General features: G+C 61.2%; 17 protein-coding genes and 3 tRNA genes. 6 read left to right on the plus strand and 14 right to left on the minus strand.

Annotated features, from left to right (window positions below):
- Positions 1–212: 212 nt before the first annotated feature.
- Positions 213–1235, minus strand: coding sequence for a TraB/GumN family protein (locus BCV67_RS02600; protein WP_082746472.1), 1023 nt, complete (start codon positions 1233–1235; stop codon positions 213–215).
- Between the two features lie 231 nt (positions 1236–1466).
- Positions 1467–1820 carry a low molecular weight protein tyrosine phosphatase family protein gene (locus BCV67_RS02605; protein WP_062166347.1) on the minus strand — a complete coding sequence of 118 codons (354 nt, stop codon included), beginning with the start codon at positions 1818–1820 and terminating at the stop codon, positions 1467–1469.
- Positions 1821–2012: 192 nt separating this feature from the next.
- Here BCV67_RS02605 and BCV67_RS02610 point away from each other — a divergent pair, with 192 nt between their 5' ends.
- Together BCV67_RS02610 and BCV67_RS02615 are read left to right on the plus strand one after the other, a co-directional pair.
- The gene (locus BCV67_RS02610) at positions 2013–2228 is read left to right on the plus strand and encodes a hypothetical protein (protein ID WP_062166348.1); all 216 of its coding nucleotides are present in this window, start codon (positions 2013–2015) and stop codon (positions 2226–2228) included.
- Between the two features lie 71 nt (positions 2229–2299).
- On the plus strand, positions 2300–2830 hold the full coding sequence (locus BCV67_RS02615; RefSeq protein WP_062166349.1) for a lipocalin family protein: 531 nt from the start codon (positions 2300–2302) through the stop codon (positions 2828–2830).
- Between the two features lie 189 nt (positions 2831–3019).
- Here BCV67_RS02615 and BCV67_RS02620 read toward each other — a convergent pair whose 3' ends face one another.
- Positions 3020–3289 (minus strand): putative hemolysin, encoded by a 270-nt coding sequence (locus BCV67_RS02620; RefSeq protein ID WP_062166350.1) that lies wholly within the window; start codon positions 3287–3289, stop codon positions 3020–3022.
- A 255-nt stretch (positions 3290–3544) separates the two neighbouring features.
- On the opposite strand from BCV67_RS02620, the gene BCV67_RS02625 reads away from it, so the two are divergent.
- Both BCV67_RS02625 and BCV67_RS02630 read left to right on the plus strand, forming a co-directional pair.
- The gene (locus BCV67_RS02625; protein ID WP_156455735.1) at positions 3545–3907 is read left to right on the plus strand and encodes a hypothetical protein; all 363 of its coding nucleotides are present in this window, start codon (positions 3545–3547) and stop codon (positions 3905–3907) included.
- Between the two features lie 985 nt (positions 3908–4892).
- On the plus strand, positions 4893–5114 hold the full coding sequence (locus BCV67_RS02630; RefSeq protein ID WP_156455736.1) for a hypothetical protein: 222 nt from the start codon (positions 4893–4895) through the stop codon (positions 5112–5114).
- A gap of 215 nt (positions 5115–5329) precedes the next feature.
- Here the strand turns inward: BCV67_RS02630 and BCV67_RS02635 are convergent.
- The 9 genes from BCV67_RS02635 to thrS form a co-directional block, all read right to left on the minus strand.
- Positions 5330–5406 (minus strand) — tRNA-Pro (locus tag BCV67_RS02635).
- 61 nt (positions 5407–5467) lie between these two features.
- The gene (locus BCV67_RS02640; protein WP_057629341.1) at positions 5468–5824 is read right to left on the minus strand and encodes a MerR family transcriptional regulator; all 357 of its coding nucleotides are present in this window, start codon (positions 5822–5824) and stop codon (positions 5468–5470) included.
- Positions 5805–6104, minus strand: a complete 300-nt coding sequence (locus tag BCV67_RS02645) for an integration host factor subunit alpha (protein WP_054657702.1) — start codon at positions 6102–6104, stop codon at positions 5805–5807. Before BCV67_RS02645 ends, BCV67_RS02640 begins: the two co-directional genes overlap by 20 nt.
- Positions 6105–6125: 21 nt before the next feature.
- Entirely contained in the window at positions 6126–8507 is a 2382-nt protein-coding gene (gene pheT / locus BCV67_RS02650; RefSeq protein WP_062166353.1) for a phenylalanine--tRNA ligase subunit beta, read from the minus strand.
- A 125-nt stretch (positions 8508–8632) separates the two neighbouring features.
- Entirely contained in the window at positions 8633–9628 is a 996-nt protein-coding gene (gene pheS / locus BCV67_RS02655) for a phenylalanine--tRNA ligase subunit alpha (protein ID WP_062166354.1), read from the minus strand.
- A 200-nt stretch (positions 9629–9828) separates the two neighbouring features.
- Positions 9829–10188 (minus strand): 50S ribosomal protein L20, encoded by a 360-nt coding sequence (gene rplT / locus BCV67_RS02660; RefSeq protein ID WP_054657697.1) that lies wholly within the window; start codon positions 10186–10188, stop codon positions 9829–9831.
- A 10-nt stretch (positions 10189–10198) separates the two neighbouring features.
- A complete protein-coding gene (rpmI, locus tag BCV67_RS02665; protein ID WP_002811096.1) occupies positions 10199–10396 on the minus strand; it encodes a 50S ribosomal protein L35 in 198 nt (65 codons plus the stop codon).
- Between the two features lie 286 nt (positions 10397–10682).
- Entirely contained in the window at positions 10683–11207 is a 525-nt protein-coding gene (gene infC, locus BCV67_RS02670; RefSeq protein WP_057629344.1) for a translation initiation factor IF-3, read from the minus strand.
- A gap of 68 nt (positions 11208–11275) precedes the next feature.
- Positions 11276–13180, minus strand: coding sequence for a threonine--tRNA ligase (gene thrS, locus BCV67_RS02675; protein ID WP_062171360.1), 1905 nt, complete (start codon positions 13178–13180; stop codon positions 11276–11278).
- Between the two features lie 703 nt (positions 13181–13883).
- Here thrS and BCV67_RS02680 point away from each other — a divergent pair.
- Together BCV67_RS02680 and BCV67_RS02685 are read left to right on the plus strand one after the other, a co-directional pair.
- A complete protein-coding gene (locus tag BCV67_RS02680) occupies positions 13884–14225 on the plus strand; it encodes a hypothetical protein (RefSeq protein WP_062166356.1) in 342 nt (113 codons plus the stop codon).
- Positions 14188–14727, plus strand: coding sequence for a hypothetical protein (locus BCV67_RS02685; RefSeq protein ID WP_156455737.1), 540 nt, complete (start codon positions 14188–14190; stop codon positions 14725–14727). The genes BCV67_RS02680 and BCV67_RS02685 overlap by 38 nt, the downstream gene beginning before the upstream one ends.
- Positions 14728–14931: 204 nt before the next feature.
- Here BCV67_RS02685 and BCV67_RS02690 read toward each other — a convergent pair.
- Positions 14932–15006: transfer RNA gene (locus BCV67_RS02690), tRNA-Val, on the minus strand.
- 118 nt (positions 15007–15124) lie between these two features.
- Positions 15125–15199: transfer RNA gene (locus BCV67_RS02695), tRNA-Val, on the minus strand.
- Between the last annotated feature and the right edge of the window lie 42 nt (positions 15200–15241).

Genomic DNA, 15241 nt, shown 5'->3' on the forward strand with positions numbered 1-15241 from the left:
GCAAGCGATAGCGGCGCAGTGCGCATTGCGCATTGCGCTTCACTTGACCGAGTCACCCGAAAAACCGATGCCGTATCCCAGGCATCGGTTTTTTTGTGGGAGCGGCGTAAGCCGCGAAGAAACAACCCTCTCCGATGACATGGAGACCAGGGGCTCAACCCGCCTCAGCTTCGCGGCTTACGCCACTCCCACAACGGCGCAGGCCCTGTCGTCTACGGCGACTCAACCTCGTAACCACGCGCCTGCAACTGCGCCAGATAACCATCGGCTTCCAGCAATCGATCCACCGGCAACATCGCAAACGTTTCTTCATTGCGCTGCAACGCAGCTTCCGCAATCGACAGCCAATGCTGCCGCACGCGCGCCCTCAGATCACCGTAGCCACGGTTGCGCACAAAGCCCGACTCGGTCACCGCCTGCAGGCAGGCACTGCCCGCATCCTCATAAGGCGAGCGTCGCAACGCCTCGATATCGCCTACTGCCCAGGCATTTGCCCGCTCCACCAGGGTGGGCAGATCGTGTTCGATCAAGGCTACGGTGCGTTCAAGACACGCCGCGTCGTCGATACCGCCTTCGCGGAATTCGCGAACAGCAGCCTTCGGGTCGTCAATCTTTATTTTCCACGTCGTCGGCGTCGGGGTGATGCCCGCCGCCTTTGCCGCCGCATCCACCACCGGCCAGACAATCTTTCTCTGGCCCAGACCTATCGACTTCATGGCCGCCGACTGCAACTCCATGGCGGCGAACATCGGACGCTTGCGTTCAATCCCACCATCGCGCGGTAGATAGCGTTGTTTGACAGCAAGCCAGCGCGCATAGAATGCAGGTGCAAGCACATCGTTCAACTCTGCACCGTCCTCGTTGCGCATGCCTTTCCAAATCGATGGCAGCAATGCCACCTTGCCGAAGAAACCAACGTCCGCATCGAACATCACGCCCGGCGGCAGCAACACCTGACCCGAGCGCGCGATCACCGCCCGAACCTCATCGGCCCGCCATTCGATCTGGTTGGGCAAAGGCGACACCGTGCCCAGGATCCAAAGCACACGCCCGTCCTTGCTCACCCGCCACAAACCCGGGCCGGGCTGCGCACCGTGGACGACAACAGCCTCAAGATCGCGGATCGGCGCCGCCTCCACATCAGCACCCGCTTCAGCCAGTGCCTGCGCGGAAGCGCTTCCAACAAAGAAAGCTGCCAACAGACACCAACCACGCAAGCTGTGCACGACCGACATGAAGTCTTCCTTGAAGCGACCTGGCTGGCGACATTAGCCATTTCCTTGAGTCGATGCGTTAGAACCTCGTTCTGTCAGAATAGGTAGGCCAGACCACCACCAGCGCGAACAGCCAACCCCATATAGTGCCGAGCCATGCTCGGCAGGGGGCATTCCCCTGGCAATTCTTGCCGAGCATGGCTCGGCACTACACTGTGTCCAAAGAGCTATGGCTCAACTCCTGGAGAAGGCCTAGCGCCGCCCGCTACCGCCCGCGACCTCCGAGGCCAAGCATGCAGTAATGCACACATCAAGCAGTGCCACCAAGGCAGGTTCCATGAAGCGGTAATCGTCGGGAATATCCAGGCAGTGAACACGCTTATGCTCGAGTAGGCGTGCGAACGTCGCCCGCAAGCGGTCACGATGTTTGGTTTCCATTACCAGGACGACATCAGCCCAGCGGATATCCGCCGGGCTGATGGTTCTGCGCGCATGTGGACTGGTACCTGCCGAGCGGGCCTCAAACCCGTTCCGTTTGCTCCACATCACTTCGGCAGTGGGGCTGCGTAGTTGATTGCGGCTGCAAACAAACAGCAGGCGTGTCATGACTCGTCCAAAAGCAATTGCCGCACTGTCCGCACCGGATACTGAAAGCCCAGCTGCCTGGCCCGTGTACATTTCGCACTACGGGTGTACATCAGCTTCCAGTTCTTCTCGGGCTTGAACTTCTGCGGTGGCGCAATGCGGTCACCCGCATGATTACGCGACTGGAAGCGTCTCCAGCCACGGGTTCTTTCCATGTCCATGATCATCTCTCGTAAGTACCGGGTTCAGCAGCCGCGGCAGTACGAGTTGCGCGCATGGTACTGCATGATTGCCGCCCTGACAAAGCCCGAGCTTGTCGATCAAAACCGTCGGCTGTCGCCGGTATCCGCCCAACTCAAATCCGCCTCCATCGCGCGACCGACTGATATCGGTGGATTGCGACTTGGAATGGCGAAGCCCCTACTCTGAAAGCTCACCCGTCACGCGCCGCCAGCGGCAGTTGGCGCATCCTGCCTTGCGACCAAACACAGGCACTGGAAATGCTTAATAAGAATATCGCCCTTACGGCACTGCTGACTGCTGCATCATCCGCCCACGGCGCCGAAGTGAAGTCCGTCGACAACATCGACCTGCAACGCTATGCCGGTACCTGGTATGAGCAGGCGAACTTCCCGATGTACTTCCAGCGTAACTGCGCGCGCAATACAACAGCCAACTACCGCCTGCTTGCCGATGGCAGGATCGAGGTCATCAACCGCTGCGAGAAAACCGACGGCGATACGCTGCAGGCGGAAGGCGTTGCCAAGCCTTCAGGCAATGGCCCAGCCGAACTGAAGGTGCGCTTTGCACCCGCCTTCCTGTCGTTCCTGCCATTCGTATGGGCGGACTATTGGGTCATTGCACTTGATCCGGACTACCGGTGGGCGGTTGTGGGCACGCCCAACAGGGAATACCTGTGGATTTTGAGCCGTGACAAGAAGATTCCCGAGAGCCAGCTGAAAGAACTCAGCGAGAAAGCAGCGCTACAGGGTTTTGATGTGTCGAAACTGCGCGTGACCGAGCAGAGCTAGCGCCCTTCCCTGTTTCGATCATCAGTCGCAACAGCTGGCTGGCGGCGCATCCGAAGTTGGCTCTCGATATCGACGATCAACTGAATCGGGCCGTCGAAGTCATTTTCGGCTGCGCAGTGAACCACGCGCTTGGATTGGTCTAAGCACAGACGCCAACTGGTTCACCCAGCCCATGCGCCCCATCGGACCCTAGTTGGTACCGGCCGCATTGTCGCGCCGGAACAGCTCCCATTCTTCGATCTGGGTGCCATCAGCAAGATGGCAGATGCCGTATTCGCCGCCCTCGCTGTTCTTCCTGATCTCCAGCTTGCCGCCCTTCTTCACGCAGTACTCGGAGGCCGGATTGGCAATGCCAACGCGCGGTGGAGCGACCTCAGTCTTGGCGTCATTCTTCGGGGCACAGGCTGCCAACGCACCCACCAAGGGCAGGACCGCAATACAATGAACAAGGAATTTCATGGGTGCACTCCAGGGCCATGGCCCGTCACTGTTTTCAGGCACAGACTAGCCAAGGATTGTAGTGCCCTCGTGGCACACGGACCAAGGCATCAGATCGAGTGCATTCGCAGCAGTGTGCGGAACTGTTGCACACCCAAGCCTCACTCACCGGGAGGCGGCCATGGGTGTTTCACTCCCAAATTGCCACCCCACCAACAGCCTGCATGCGGCAGCAACACAGCCAGCGGCGGCTCCACCACAACAACATCACTGGACTTGAACGCCGATCTGCCAGCCAGCAAGGTTCGCGCTTCGAATCAGGAGAGAGATATGCCACAAGACGAGCTGCTTCACGACATGTTGACCACCCTGGATAGGCTCATCGCCGTCTTCGCTTCCGCCACTCCGGATGAGAAATCCTGGCGAGACGCGATCACCGAGATGCGCGCTATCCGCGCATCCTTGCCCGCATCTGCGGTATTGGAAAGATTCGTTGGTAAGCGCATCAGACAGTCTCTCGACATGCGCGGCTTGAGCCTCACCAACGGCCCAGCTACGCGAGCGCTGCTCGGCCCCAGCATCGCTACCAACCTGACGCTCGCCAGGCAAGTCCTGGAAGGCTACCTGGGCAAGCGCTGAGGATGGGGATGGGCTGTGACTGTTTTCGCATCAGTGCACCAGCCCAACACCCGCCTGTAGGAGCGGCGTAAGCCGCGAAGCTGGCAGCAATGAAACGCCGGTCATCCCCGCGATCTGGCCGACTACGAGCTTCGCGGCTGACGCCGCTCCTGCAAAACCTGATGGACTATCGGGAAGGCCTCTGCCGAGCATGCTTGGCACTACGATTGCTCATGCTCCCAGCGTTGTAGGAGCGGCGTCAGCCGCGAAGCTGGCAACAATGAAACGCCGGTCATCCCCGCAATCTGGCCGACTACGAGCTTCGCGACTTAGGCCCCCCCTACAAAACCTGGTGGACTATCGGGAAGGCCACTGCCGAGCATGGCTCGGCACTACGATTGCTCATGCTCCCAGCGTTGTAGCAGCGGCGTCAGCCGCGAAGCTGGTAGTAGTGGAACGCCGGTCATCTCTGCAATCTCGCCGACTACGAGCTTCGCGGCTGACGCCGCTCCCACAAAACCTGATGGACTATCGGGAAGGCCTCTGCCGAGCATGACTCGGCACTACAGTTGCTCACGCTCCAAGCATTGTGGGAGCGGCGTCAGCCGCGAAGCTGGCAGTAGTGGAACGTCGGTCATCCCCGAGATCTGGCCGACTACGAGTTTCGCGGCTTACGCCGCTCCTACAAAATCTGATGGATTATCGGGAAGGCCTCTGCCGAGCATGTGGCTCGGCACTACGATTGCTCTCGCACCAAGCTTTGTGGGAGCGGCGTAAGCCGCGAAGCTGAGGCTGCTTACATGCCAGCTGCTGTGCCAACCCGCCATTTGCGTGCTTCGCGGCTTACGCCGCTCCTACAAAAGCTTTGCTCTTCACCCACTTGAGGGAAGGCCATTCGGCGGGATGAGTCCGTCGAACGCGAACGCACTCCATGCAAGCCCGACAAGGGCCGACCTCCCTGCGGTAGGCTGTTGTTTCCAAACAAACAGCCCGCATGGAGGGCAATATGGACACTCAACTGCTGGAAGACATTCGAGCGCTGCTGATCAGCAAGCGCGCGCGGGAAATCCGGATCAACCTGCAGCGGGCCGAGTCCGACGCGGATATCGAAGAAATCGACATCGAGGGTGAGCTGGTAAGCGTTCTCACGCTGGAAGCCGCCATGCGCGCCGCAGTGAAGGAGTTCAAGCGCAACAAGCAGCTCATCAGCACCATCCTGGCGGAGTAACGGCTAGACGGAGCGCCGCCTGGACGAACGCGCGGATTCAGGCGCTCAAGCGCCAAAGAAACGTGGCAATCACCATGCACCATCTCGGTGACCGTGAGGCACTTTGGCAGTGCCATCAAGCATCGGCATCACTCTGCCGAGACAGAGCAAAAAGGCACCACAACGAAAAAGGGCATGCGCAATGAAGCGCAAGCCCTTGTTCGTGTTGCAGTAGTTGGTCGGGACGGCCGGATTTGAACCGACGACCCTCTGCCCCCCAGGCAGATGCGCTACCAGGCTGCGCTACGCCCCGATCGTTACTGCTTTCGCCTTGCGGCGAGCCGGTGATTATACCGGCTTTCACACAAAAAAACTCAGCGTCGGAGCAGTTGCAGTACTTCTTCCAGCTCCATGCGCACCTGCTTGATGATCTGGTTGCTCAGCGCCGACTCTTCGCGGGCACCCTCGCCTTCCAGTCGCAGGCGGGCGCCACCAATGGTGTAGCCCTGTTCGTACAGAAGGCCGCGGATCTGCCGGACCATCAGCACATCGTGGCGCTGATAGTAGCGGCGGTTGCCACGGCGCTTGGCCGGCTCAAGGCTGGGGAACTCGGTTTCCCAGTAGCGCAGCACGTGCGGCTTTACGTCGCACAGCTCGCTGACCTCACCAATGGTGAAGTAGCGCTTGGCCGGAATCGGCGGAAGTTCGCGGTTACTGCCCGGATCCAGCATATGCCTCCACCCGCTCCTTAAGCTTCTGGCCCGGACGGAAGGTGACTACCGTACGGGCGGAAATCGGAATTTCCTCGCCGGTCTTGGGGTTGCGACCCGGGCGCTGGTTCTTGCGCCGCAGATCGAAATTACCGAAGCCCGACAGCTTCACTTGACGTCCCTGCTCCAATGCATCGCGCAACACATCGAAAAACGCGTCGACAAACTCCTTGGCCTCGCGCTTGTTCAGACCAACTTCGTCGAACAAACGATCCGCCATCTCCGCCTTGGTCAATGCCATGCCTGCTCCCTGTATCCCGCCTCAGCCACGGATCTTTGCGCCGTGCCCGTGATCAATCGCCGCCACCACATCGGTGACTACGGCTTCCACGTCACGGTCCGTCAATGTGCGCGACTTGTCCTGCAAAATCAAGCCCATAGCCAAACTCTTGAAGCCTGGCTCGACGCCCTGGCCGACATAACGGTCGAACAGTGCGACATCACGCAGCAACTCGCCGCCCGCAGCGCGGATGGTAGCCGACAGCGCTGCCCAGCTGACTGATTCAGCTACGACCACAGCAAGGTCACGGCGAACCGCCGGGAAACGTGACAGTTCGCTGGAACGCGGCAGTGCGCGCGCGGCCAGCGGCGCCAGGTCCAGCTCGAAGCCGTAGACCTCCACGTCCACTTCCATGGCCTTGGCCATGCGCGGATGCAGCTGGCCGATCCAGCCGATGCACTGGCCGTCGCGCCAGATATCAGCCGAACGTGCCGGGTGCGCATACGGGCGCTGCGAGGCGCGGAATTCCAGCACGGCGCCCGACGCGGCGGCCAGCGACTCCAGGTCGCCCTTCAGGTCATTGAAATCGACCTTGCGTGCCTTCTCGCCCCACTGCAGGGCAGCGGCATCGCCGCATACAGCCGCGGCGATACGCACGGTTTCCTTGGGCGCGAGCTTGCCCTCACCGGCCTGCGCTTCAAACACTCGGCCGATCTCGAACAGACGCACGCGGCCGGCCTGGCGGGCCACGTTGCGGCCCAGTGTGGCGACCAGCCCCGGCAGCAGCAGCGGGCGCATCACCGCCAGCTCGGCCGACAGCGGGTTGGCCAGCGCGACCAGGCCTTCATTCTGCTGCCACTGCGTCAGCAGTTCGGCATCGACGAAGGCGAAGTTGATGGTTTCCAGCATTTCGCGGGCCACGAGTTGGCGGCGCACGCTGAGGTCATCCAAACGGGTTTCGCTGGGCATGGCGATGCGTGCAGCGCCGCCCGGCAAGGTGGTCGGGATGGACTCGTAGCCGTGGATGCGGGCCAGTTCTTCGATCAGGTCTTCTTCGATGGCGATATCGAAGCGACGGCTCGGGCCGGTCACGTTCCAGCCATCGGCGGCAGCTTCAACCTGCATGCCGAGGGCACGCAGGATGCGCTCGACTTCGGCGTCTTCAATCTGGATGCCGAGCACGCGCAGGATGCGGGCGCGGCGCAGGTGGATGCTGGCAGCAACCGGCAGATCGGCTTCGCGCACGGCCTCGGTGACCGGCGACGGCGTGCCGCCAGCCAGGTCCAGTACCAGCTGGGTGGCGTATTCGATGGCGGTGCGCGGCAGCTGCGGGTCAACGCCGCGCTCGAAGCGGTGGCCGGCATCGGTATGCAGGCCGAGCTTGCGGCCACGGCCCATGATCGCGGCCGGAGCGAAGTGCGCTGCCTCCAGGAACACCTTGCTGGTGGTATCGGTGACGCGGGTGTCGAAGCCACCCATCAGGCCGGCCAGACCCACCGGACGGTCGGCGTCGGTCACCACCAGGAAGCTGTCGTCCAGCGCGGCATCGCGGCCGTCGAGCAGCTTGAGGGTTTCACCGGTGCGCGAGCGGCGCACGGCGATTTGCCCCTTCAAGGTATCCAGATCATAGGCGTGCATCGGCTGGCCAAGTTCCAGCATCACGTACTGGGTGATGTCGACCAGCAACGACACCGGGCGCACGCCACTGCGACGCAGGCGCTCGGCCATCCACAGCGGGGTGCTGGCGGCAGCGTTGACGCCTTCGATCACACGGCCCAAGTAACGCGGCGCTTCAGCACCTGCGTCGAGCTGGATGCTCAACTCACGTGCGCCCTGAGCCAGTACGGCGTCAGCGGCGAACGGCTTCACTTCACTGCGGGTAGCGGCGGCCACGTCGAAAGCGATGCCACGCACGCTGAAGCAGTCGGCGCGGTTCGGGGTCAGCTTGATCTCGATGCTGGAATCCGGCAGGCCGAGGTAGTCCACCAGCGCGGTGCCAACCGGCGCGTCATCGGGAAGTTCCAGCAGGCCGGAGGCGTCGTTGTCCAGTCCAAGTTCCTTGGCCGAGCACAGCATGCCGTTGGATTCCACGCCGCGCAGCTTGGCCGGCTTGATCTTCAACTCGCCGATCTGTGCCCCGACCATGGCCAGCGGTGCAACCAGACCCGGACGCGCGTTCGGCGCGCCGCAGACGATCTGCAGCAGCTCGGCCTGGCCGGCGTCGACCTTGCAGATCTGCAGGCGGTCAGCCTCTGGATGGCGAGTGGCTTCAACGATGCGCGCAACCACCACGTTGTCCAGGCCCGCGCCCAGTGCGGTGACCTCTTCGACTTCCAGGCCGATGGCGGTCAGCACGGCGCTGAGTTCGTCACGCGATGCGCTGGTCGGTACATGGCTGCGCAGCCAGCTTTCAGAGAATTTCATGTCTTTACCTTGATGGGAGGCGGGCCTCCCGTTGCGGTGTTTTTTTTGTTGATGCCCGGCGCTTTGCGCCTAGCGTTGGTCAACGTTTAAAAGCTGCCGAGCATGGCTCGGCACTACAGCTGCGGTTAGGCGAACTGCTTGAGGAAGCGGACGTCATTTTCGAAGAAGGCGCGCAGGTCGTTGACGCCGTAGCGCAGCATCGCAAAACGTTCCACGCCCAGGCCGAAGGCGAAGCCGGTGTAGCGCTCCGGATCGATACCCACCGACTTCAGCACGTTCGGGTGGACCATGCCGCAGCCCAGCACTTCCAGCCAGCGGGTGCTGCCATCGGGCTGCTGCCAGGCGATGTCCACTTCCGCACCCGGCTCCACGAACGGGAAGTAGCTCGGTCGGAAACGCATCTCGAAATCGCGCTCGAAAAAGGCACGCACGAACTCGGACAAGGTGCCCTTGAGGTCGGCGAAGGTGGAGTGTTCGTCCACCAGCAGGCCTTCAACCTGATGGAACATCGGCGAGTGGGTCTGGTCGCTGTCGCTGCGGTACACCTTGCCGGCGGCGATCATGCGCAGCGGCGGCTTGTGGTCGCCCATGTAGCGCACCTGCACACCGGAGGTATGCGTGCGCAGCAGGCGGCCGTCGCCGAAGTAGAAGGTGTCGTGCATGGCACGCGCCGGGTGGTGCGGCGGGAAGTTCAGCGCTTCGAAGTTGTGCCAGTCGTCTTCGATTTCCGGGCCTTCGGACAACTCGTAACCGAGGCGAGCGAAGATTTCGGTGATGCGCTCAAGGGTGCGCGTGACCGGGTGCAGGCCGCCGCGTTCGCCATGGCGGCCCGGCAGGGTGACATCGATGCTCTCAGCGGCCAGTCGCGCGTCCAGTGCAGCGTTTTCCAGCAGCGCCTTGCGCTCACCCAAGGCCAAGGACACCGCATCGCGCGCGATGTTGATCGCCTCGCCTGCCGCCTTGCGCTCATCGGCCGGCAAGCCACCGAGTTGCTTGAGCTGGGCGGTGATGCTGCCACTCTTGCCCAACAGGGAAACACGCAGGCTTTCCAGTGCGTCCGGGCTCTGCGCCGCGGCCACATCGGCCAGCGCCTGCGCGGTCAAGGATTGGATGTCACTCATGGGATCGACGAAACCTCTGGCCGGCATGCCTACGCGGTATGCGCCGGGCCGACCCCCGTCGCCACCAGTGCCTGATCGCCGCGCAACCATCGGCAGCGGCAACCAACACAAAAAAGAATGGGGAAGGACTTGCGCCCTTCCCCATGCATTGTCTCACCACAGCCGTTGCGCGTGAACGCTACAACCGCTGCAGGAAGAACTTATGCCGCCAGTGCGCCCTTGGCCTTTTCTGCCAGAGCGGCAAAACCGGCTGCGTCGTGCACGGCGATATCAGCCAGAACCTTACGGTCCAGGGTGATACCAGCCTTCAGCAGGCCGTTCATGAAACGGCTGTAGCTCAGGCCGTTGATGCGGGCAGCCGCATTGATGCGGGTGATCCACAGCGAACGGAAATTGCGCTTCTTCTGCTTACGGCCAATGTAGGCGTACTGCTGTGCCTTGATGACTGCCTGCTTGGCAACGCGGAAGACCTTGCGACGGGCGTTGTAATAGCCCTTGGCGAGATCCAATACTTTCTTGTGGCGGCGGCGCGCCTGCACACCACGCTTTACTCGTGCCATGGTTCAGTCCTCAGAGATAGGGAAGCATACGGTCCAGACGGCCTGCGTCTTCTGCGCGGACGTGATTCGTCTGACGCAGGTTACGCTTCCGCTTGGTCGCTTTCTTCGTGAGGATGTGGCTACGGTTGGCGTGACCGCACTTGTACTTGCCGGAGGCGGTCTTGCGGAAACGCTTGGCCGCCGCCCGGTTGGTCTTGATCTTGGGCATTGCTATGTCCTTGATGGTCTCTTTTCACTGACTGGGCGGTGGTTTTACCCACACTTTCCATCCCTGCCCTTGTCTGTTTAAAGCCCACGCTCCCACTGGAGGCAGGCAGGTCCTGGGTGAAGCAAACAACAAACCCGGCGAACCGGGCCGCCCATTATGCCTTGCGCGCCAGTCACTTGCAAACAGCAAGGCAACGGGCGCGCAGATCAGCTGAACAGGCATGCAAACAGGGAGGCAGCCGCAGCCCCTCCCCGTTCAGCAAAGCAGCGGCCTACAGGCCGGCGGCTTATTTCTTCTTCGGCGCGATCATCATGACCATCTGCCGGCCTTCCAGGCGCGGACGGGACTCGATCACGATGTCCTCACCCAGATCAGCCTCAATCCGGTTGGCCATTTCGCGACCCAGTTCCTGATGGCTCATTTCGCGGCCACGGAAGCGGATGTTGACCTTGATCTTGTCGCCCTCTTCGAGGAAACCGCGCATCTTGCGCAGCTTGATCTGGTAGTCGCCCTCGTCCGTGACCGGACGGAACTTCACTTCCTTGATCTCGACCTGCTTGGTCTTCTTCTTGGCCTCGTTGGCCTTCTTCTGCGCTTCGAACTTGAACTTGCCGAAGTCCATGATCTTGCAGACCGGCGGATCGGCCTGCGGCTGGATTTCAACCAGATCAAGACCTTCGTCTTCGGCCATGGACAGCGCCTCGTCGCGCGTGAGCACGCCGATCATTTCACCATCGCTTCCGATCACGCGTACGCGCGGAACGCGGATTTCCTGGTTACGACGGTTCTGTTTGTTGTCAGGGATACTGATATTGCAATCTCCAAGTGGATTAGTACCGGCCCTGCGGAGTGTCCGCCGGGGCCGGGGCCCTACTTACTTCAGTGTTTCAATTCTGCCTGCAGCCGCTCGACGAAGGCCTGAACCGACATCGAGCCAAGATCTTCACCGGACCGCGAGCGTACCGCCACGGCCCCGTTCTCCTTCTCGCGGTCGCCCACGACCAGCAGATACGGCACCCGCTGCAGCGTATGCTCGCGAATCTTATAGCCGATCTTTTCGTTGCGCAAATCGGCGTCAACCCGGAAGCCTTGATTTGCAAGGCTTTTGCGAACTTCGTCGACGTAATCGGCCTGGGCGTCGGTGATATTGGCCACCACCACCTGCACCGGTGCCAGCCAGGTCGGGAACGCGCCGGCATGCTGTTCGATCAAAATGCCCAGGAAACGCTCCATCGAGCCGACAATCGCCCGGTGCAGCATCACCGGATGGCGCTTCTGGCTGTTCTCGTCCACGTATTCAGCGCCGAGACGGCCCGGCATCATGAAGTCGACCTGCATCGTGCCCAGCTGCCAGGTACGGCCGATGGCATCCTTCAGGTGGTACTCGATCTTCGGCCCGTAGAACGCACCCTCGCCCGGCAGCTCCTGCCACTCGACGCCGCAGCTGGACAGCGCGGTGCGCAGCGCGCCCTCGGCCTTGCCCCAGGTCTCGTCATCGCCCAGACGCGATTCCGGACGTAGCGCGATCTTGATCTGGATTTCCTCGAAACCGAACGCCTTGTACACCGCCAGCGCCTGCTGGTGGAAGGCCGTTACTTCGGCCTCGACCTGGCTTTCGGTGCAGAAGATGTGGCCATCGTCCTGGGTGAAGCCGCGCACGCGCAGGATGCCGTGCAGCGCGCCCGACGGCTCGTTGCGATGGCAGGCGCCAAACTCGCCGTAACGGATCGGCAGGTCACGGTAGCTGTGCAGGCCCTGGTTGAACAACTGCACGTGACCCGGGCAGTTCATCGGCTTCAGCGCATAGGTGCGCTTCTCCGATTCGGTGAAGAACATGTTGTCCTGGTAGTTGTCCCAGTGACCGGACTTCTTCCACAGGCTCACGTCGAGGATCTGCGGGCAGCGCACTTCGCCGTAACCGCTCTGGCGGTACACGTTGCGCATGTACTGCTCGACGACCTGCCAGATCGACCAGCCCTTCGGATGCCAGAACACCAGGCCCGGCGCTTCCTCTTGCAGGTGGAACAGATCCTGCTGCTTGCCGATGCGGCGGTGATCGCGCATTTCGGCTTCTTCGATGCGCTTGATATAGGCCTCAAGCTGCTTCTTGTCGGCCCAGGCGGTGCCGTAGATGCGCTGCAGCTGCTCGTTCTTGGCATCACCGCGCCAATACGCACCGGAGATGCGCGTCAGCTTGAAGGACTTCAGGAAGCGGGTATTCGGCACGTGCGGGCCACGGCACATGTCCACGTATTCCTGGTGGTAGTACATGCCCATCGCAGTGATGTCGTCGGACATGTCCTCGATCAGGCGCAGCTTGTACTCCTCGCCACGCGCCTTGAAGATTTCAACCACTTCCGCACGCGGCGTGACCTTCTTGACGACGTCATAGTCCTGCGCGATGAGCTCGCCCATGCGCTTTTCGATCGCCGCCAGGTCTTCCGGCGTGAACGGGCGCTCGTTGTAGATGTCGTAGTAGAAGCCTTCAGCGATGACCGGGCCGATCACCATCTTGGCTTCCGGGTACAGCTGCTTCACCGCATGACCCACCAGGTGGGCGCAGGAGTGGCGGATGATTTCCACACCCTCCTCGTCCTTGGCCGTGATGATGCGCAGCGAGGCGTCGTGATCGATCACGTCGCTGGCATCAACCAGCACGCCATCAACGGCACCAGCAATGGTGGCCTTGGCCAGACCCGCACCGATGGACTGGGCAACGTCCATGACGCTGACCGGGTTTTCGAACTGACGGACGCTGCCGTCTGGGAGAGTGATGTTGATCATGGGGTCACCAAAGGTCACGGCCCGCCGGGCGGGCTGGAAACTACGCCAACAGGCGCAGCTTCAAGGGAGTTCATGGGAATCGGAGCAATAAAAAAGCGCCACAACGGCGCCTGGCATCTAGGCGGTGGCGGCAAATCAGCAATGGGCGATGGTAGTGCTCATGTCACACGCTCGGCCGGCGCTTTGCGCGGGCCACCTTGGCTGCCGAAGGGGTTACTGCAGTGATATTAAACCAATCACGACAAAACTGCCCGGAATCGCCTCACACATGCAACAGCGGCCCATCGACGAATGCCACTCACATGACGAACAGCCACAGCACTGACCGCCAAACGGATTCCGACGCCCCGCCTTACCCGCCCTTTCAGCAGAAGCAGCCAGCCGCCACAGCACGGTAACTGATACTCATTATCATCAATAAACCAGGCAACTTGTTGCAAGGAAAGCTCCGCAATGCGGCCTATCTCCCACAATCCGACCCGAAGCCTGCTGGCACTGACCCTCGTCACACTCGGCGCCTTGGGCGCAACCACGACAACCCGCGGCAACCTGGCAATCATCGCAGCCATCACAGCAACAATCTGCGCGCTGACAGCCGCATTTGTTTCCCGAACCTCCAAGCCACGAGCCGTCATCTGGATGACTACCCTGACAAGCCTTTGCCTTGTCCGATTGATATGGATCATCTAACGGGAAAATCGCCATGCATCACAAACTATTCGCGACAGGGCTGCTCACACTAGGCTTCCTGCAAAGCGCCGACGCCCAGGAATGGCCTGCAGCACAATGTGAAAGCTGCTCCCCTCAGCAAATGCAAGCCGCCGCCAGATCCGAAATCGACTTTGGCGCTGTCGCAGTCTTCAGCCTTTCCACCGCAGACCTCAAGACCTACGTAATTACCGGCAACCTCGAACTCCACGAATCAACCCCACCAGCAGCCCTGGACGACTACTTCGTCGACCTGATCGCGGTTATATCAGGCCAATGGCAACTCATTGCGGGTACACGTGGACATAGCCGATCTGGCGACCATCCAGGCCAGTAGTTCCGAGCGCAGCGCTGCGCCTGCAGCCCAAGCAGAATTTCCCGAAAGCGCCTGGGAGGCAATCAACAACTCAGCGAAAATGAACAACCTGCTGGACGATATGGACTACCGGTGGCCGGCCCTGATCGCCGGCGGCAACAGCGTGTTGCGGGTACTCAACCCGTACACATGGCTGAAATCAGATGGTGCCCAGGTGACGGTCGAACCAGGCTTCAGCGACGGAAGCTCGATGGAAATCTTCTATAACGTCAAGACCAAACGCTGGGAAGAGGACTCAAACAGTGCCAAGGACGCGCACAACAACTCCATCCCAAGAAGCAACGAAGATTTCGCCAAGGGTGGATACCGTGAATACGAGTTTAATGGCCCACCCGCAACCGATCTACAGAACTTCTTGATCGAGGCGCAAAGAAGGGGCATTCCGCTCACCGGTCCACTCGGCCCCAGCTTCCGTATTGGCTGCGCTTCCGCCAATGGCATCACCACTTGTCAGGCCCGCTGACTCAACGACCGGCCGGCCAAGCCATGAGGCGCCCCGACAACCGGAACGCCGTTACCGAGGATGCTCGAAGCTTCGCCTTCCCCGTGGCAGCTCACGATAAGCCGCCGCAACAAGAGCGCACCGCCAACCACCGGACACAAAAAAACCGGCACATGTGCCGGCTTTTTTAACTTTTCACCTCGATCCGTTTGCCGGAACCCGAAGTGGTGGGCGGTACAGGGTTCGAACCTGTGACCCCTACCATGTCAAGGTAGTGCTCTACCGCTGAGCTAACCGCCCGCTTTGAAACCTATCCACGCTGCAAAGGGCCAAACCCACCCCTACTGCAACGCGTAACATCATCCGGAAACACAAAGCCCGGCCTGCGCCGGGCTTTCGTGGCCACTTCCCAAGGGAGTGGTGGGCGGTACAGGGTTCGAACCTGTGACCCCTACCATGTCAAGGTAGTGCTCTACCGCTGAGCTAACCGCCCTTCTCAGCAACAATTCTTCGCTGCGAGGGCGCGTATCTTAAC

This window comes from Stenotrophomonas nitritireducens (assembly GCF_001700965.1).
GTDB classification, from domain to species: Bacteria; Pseudomonadota; Gammaproteobacteria; order Xanthomonadales; family Xanthomonadaceae; genus Stenotrophomonas; species Stenotrophomonas nitritireducens_A.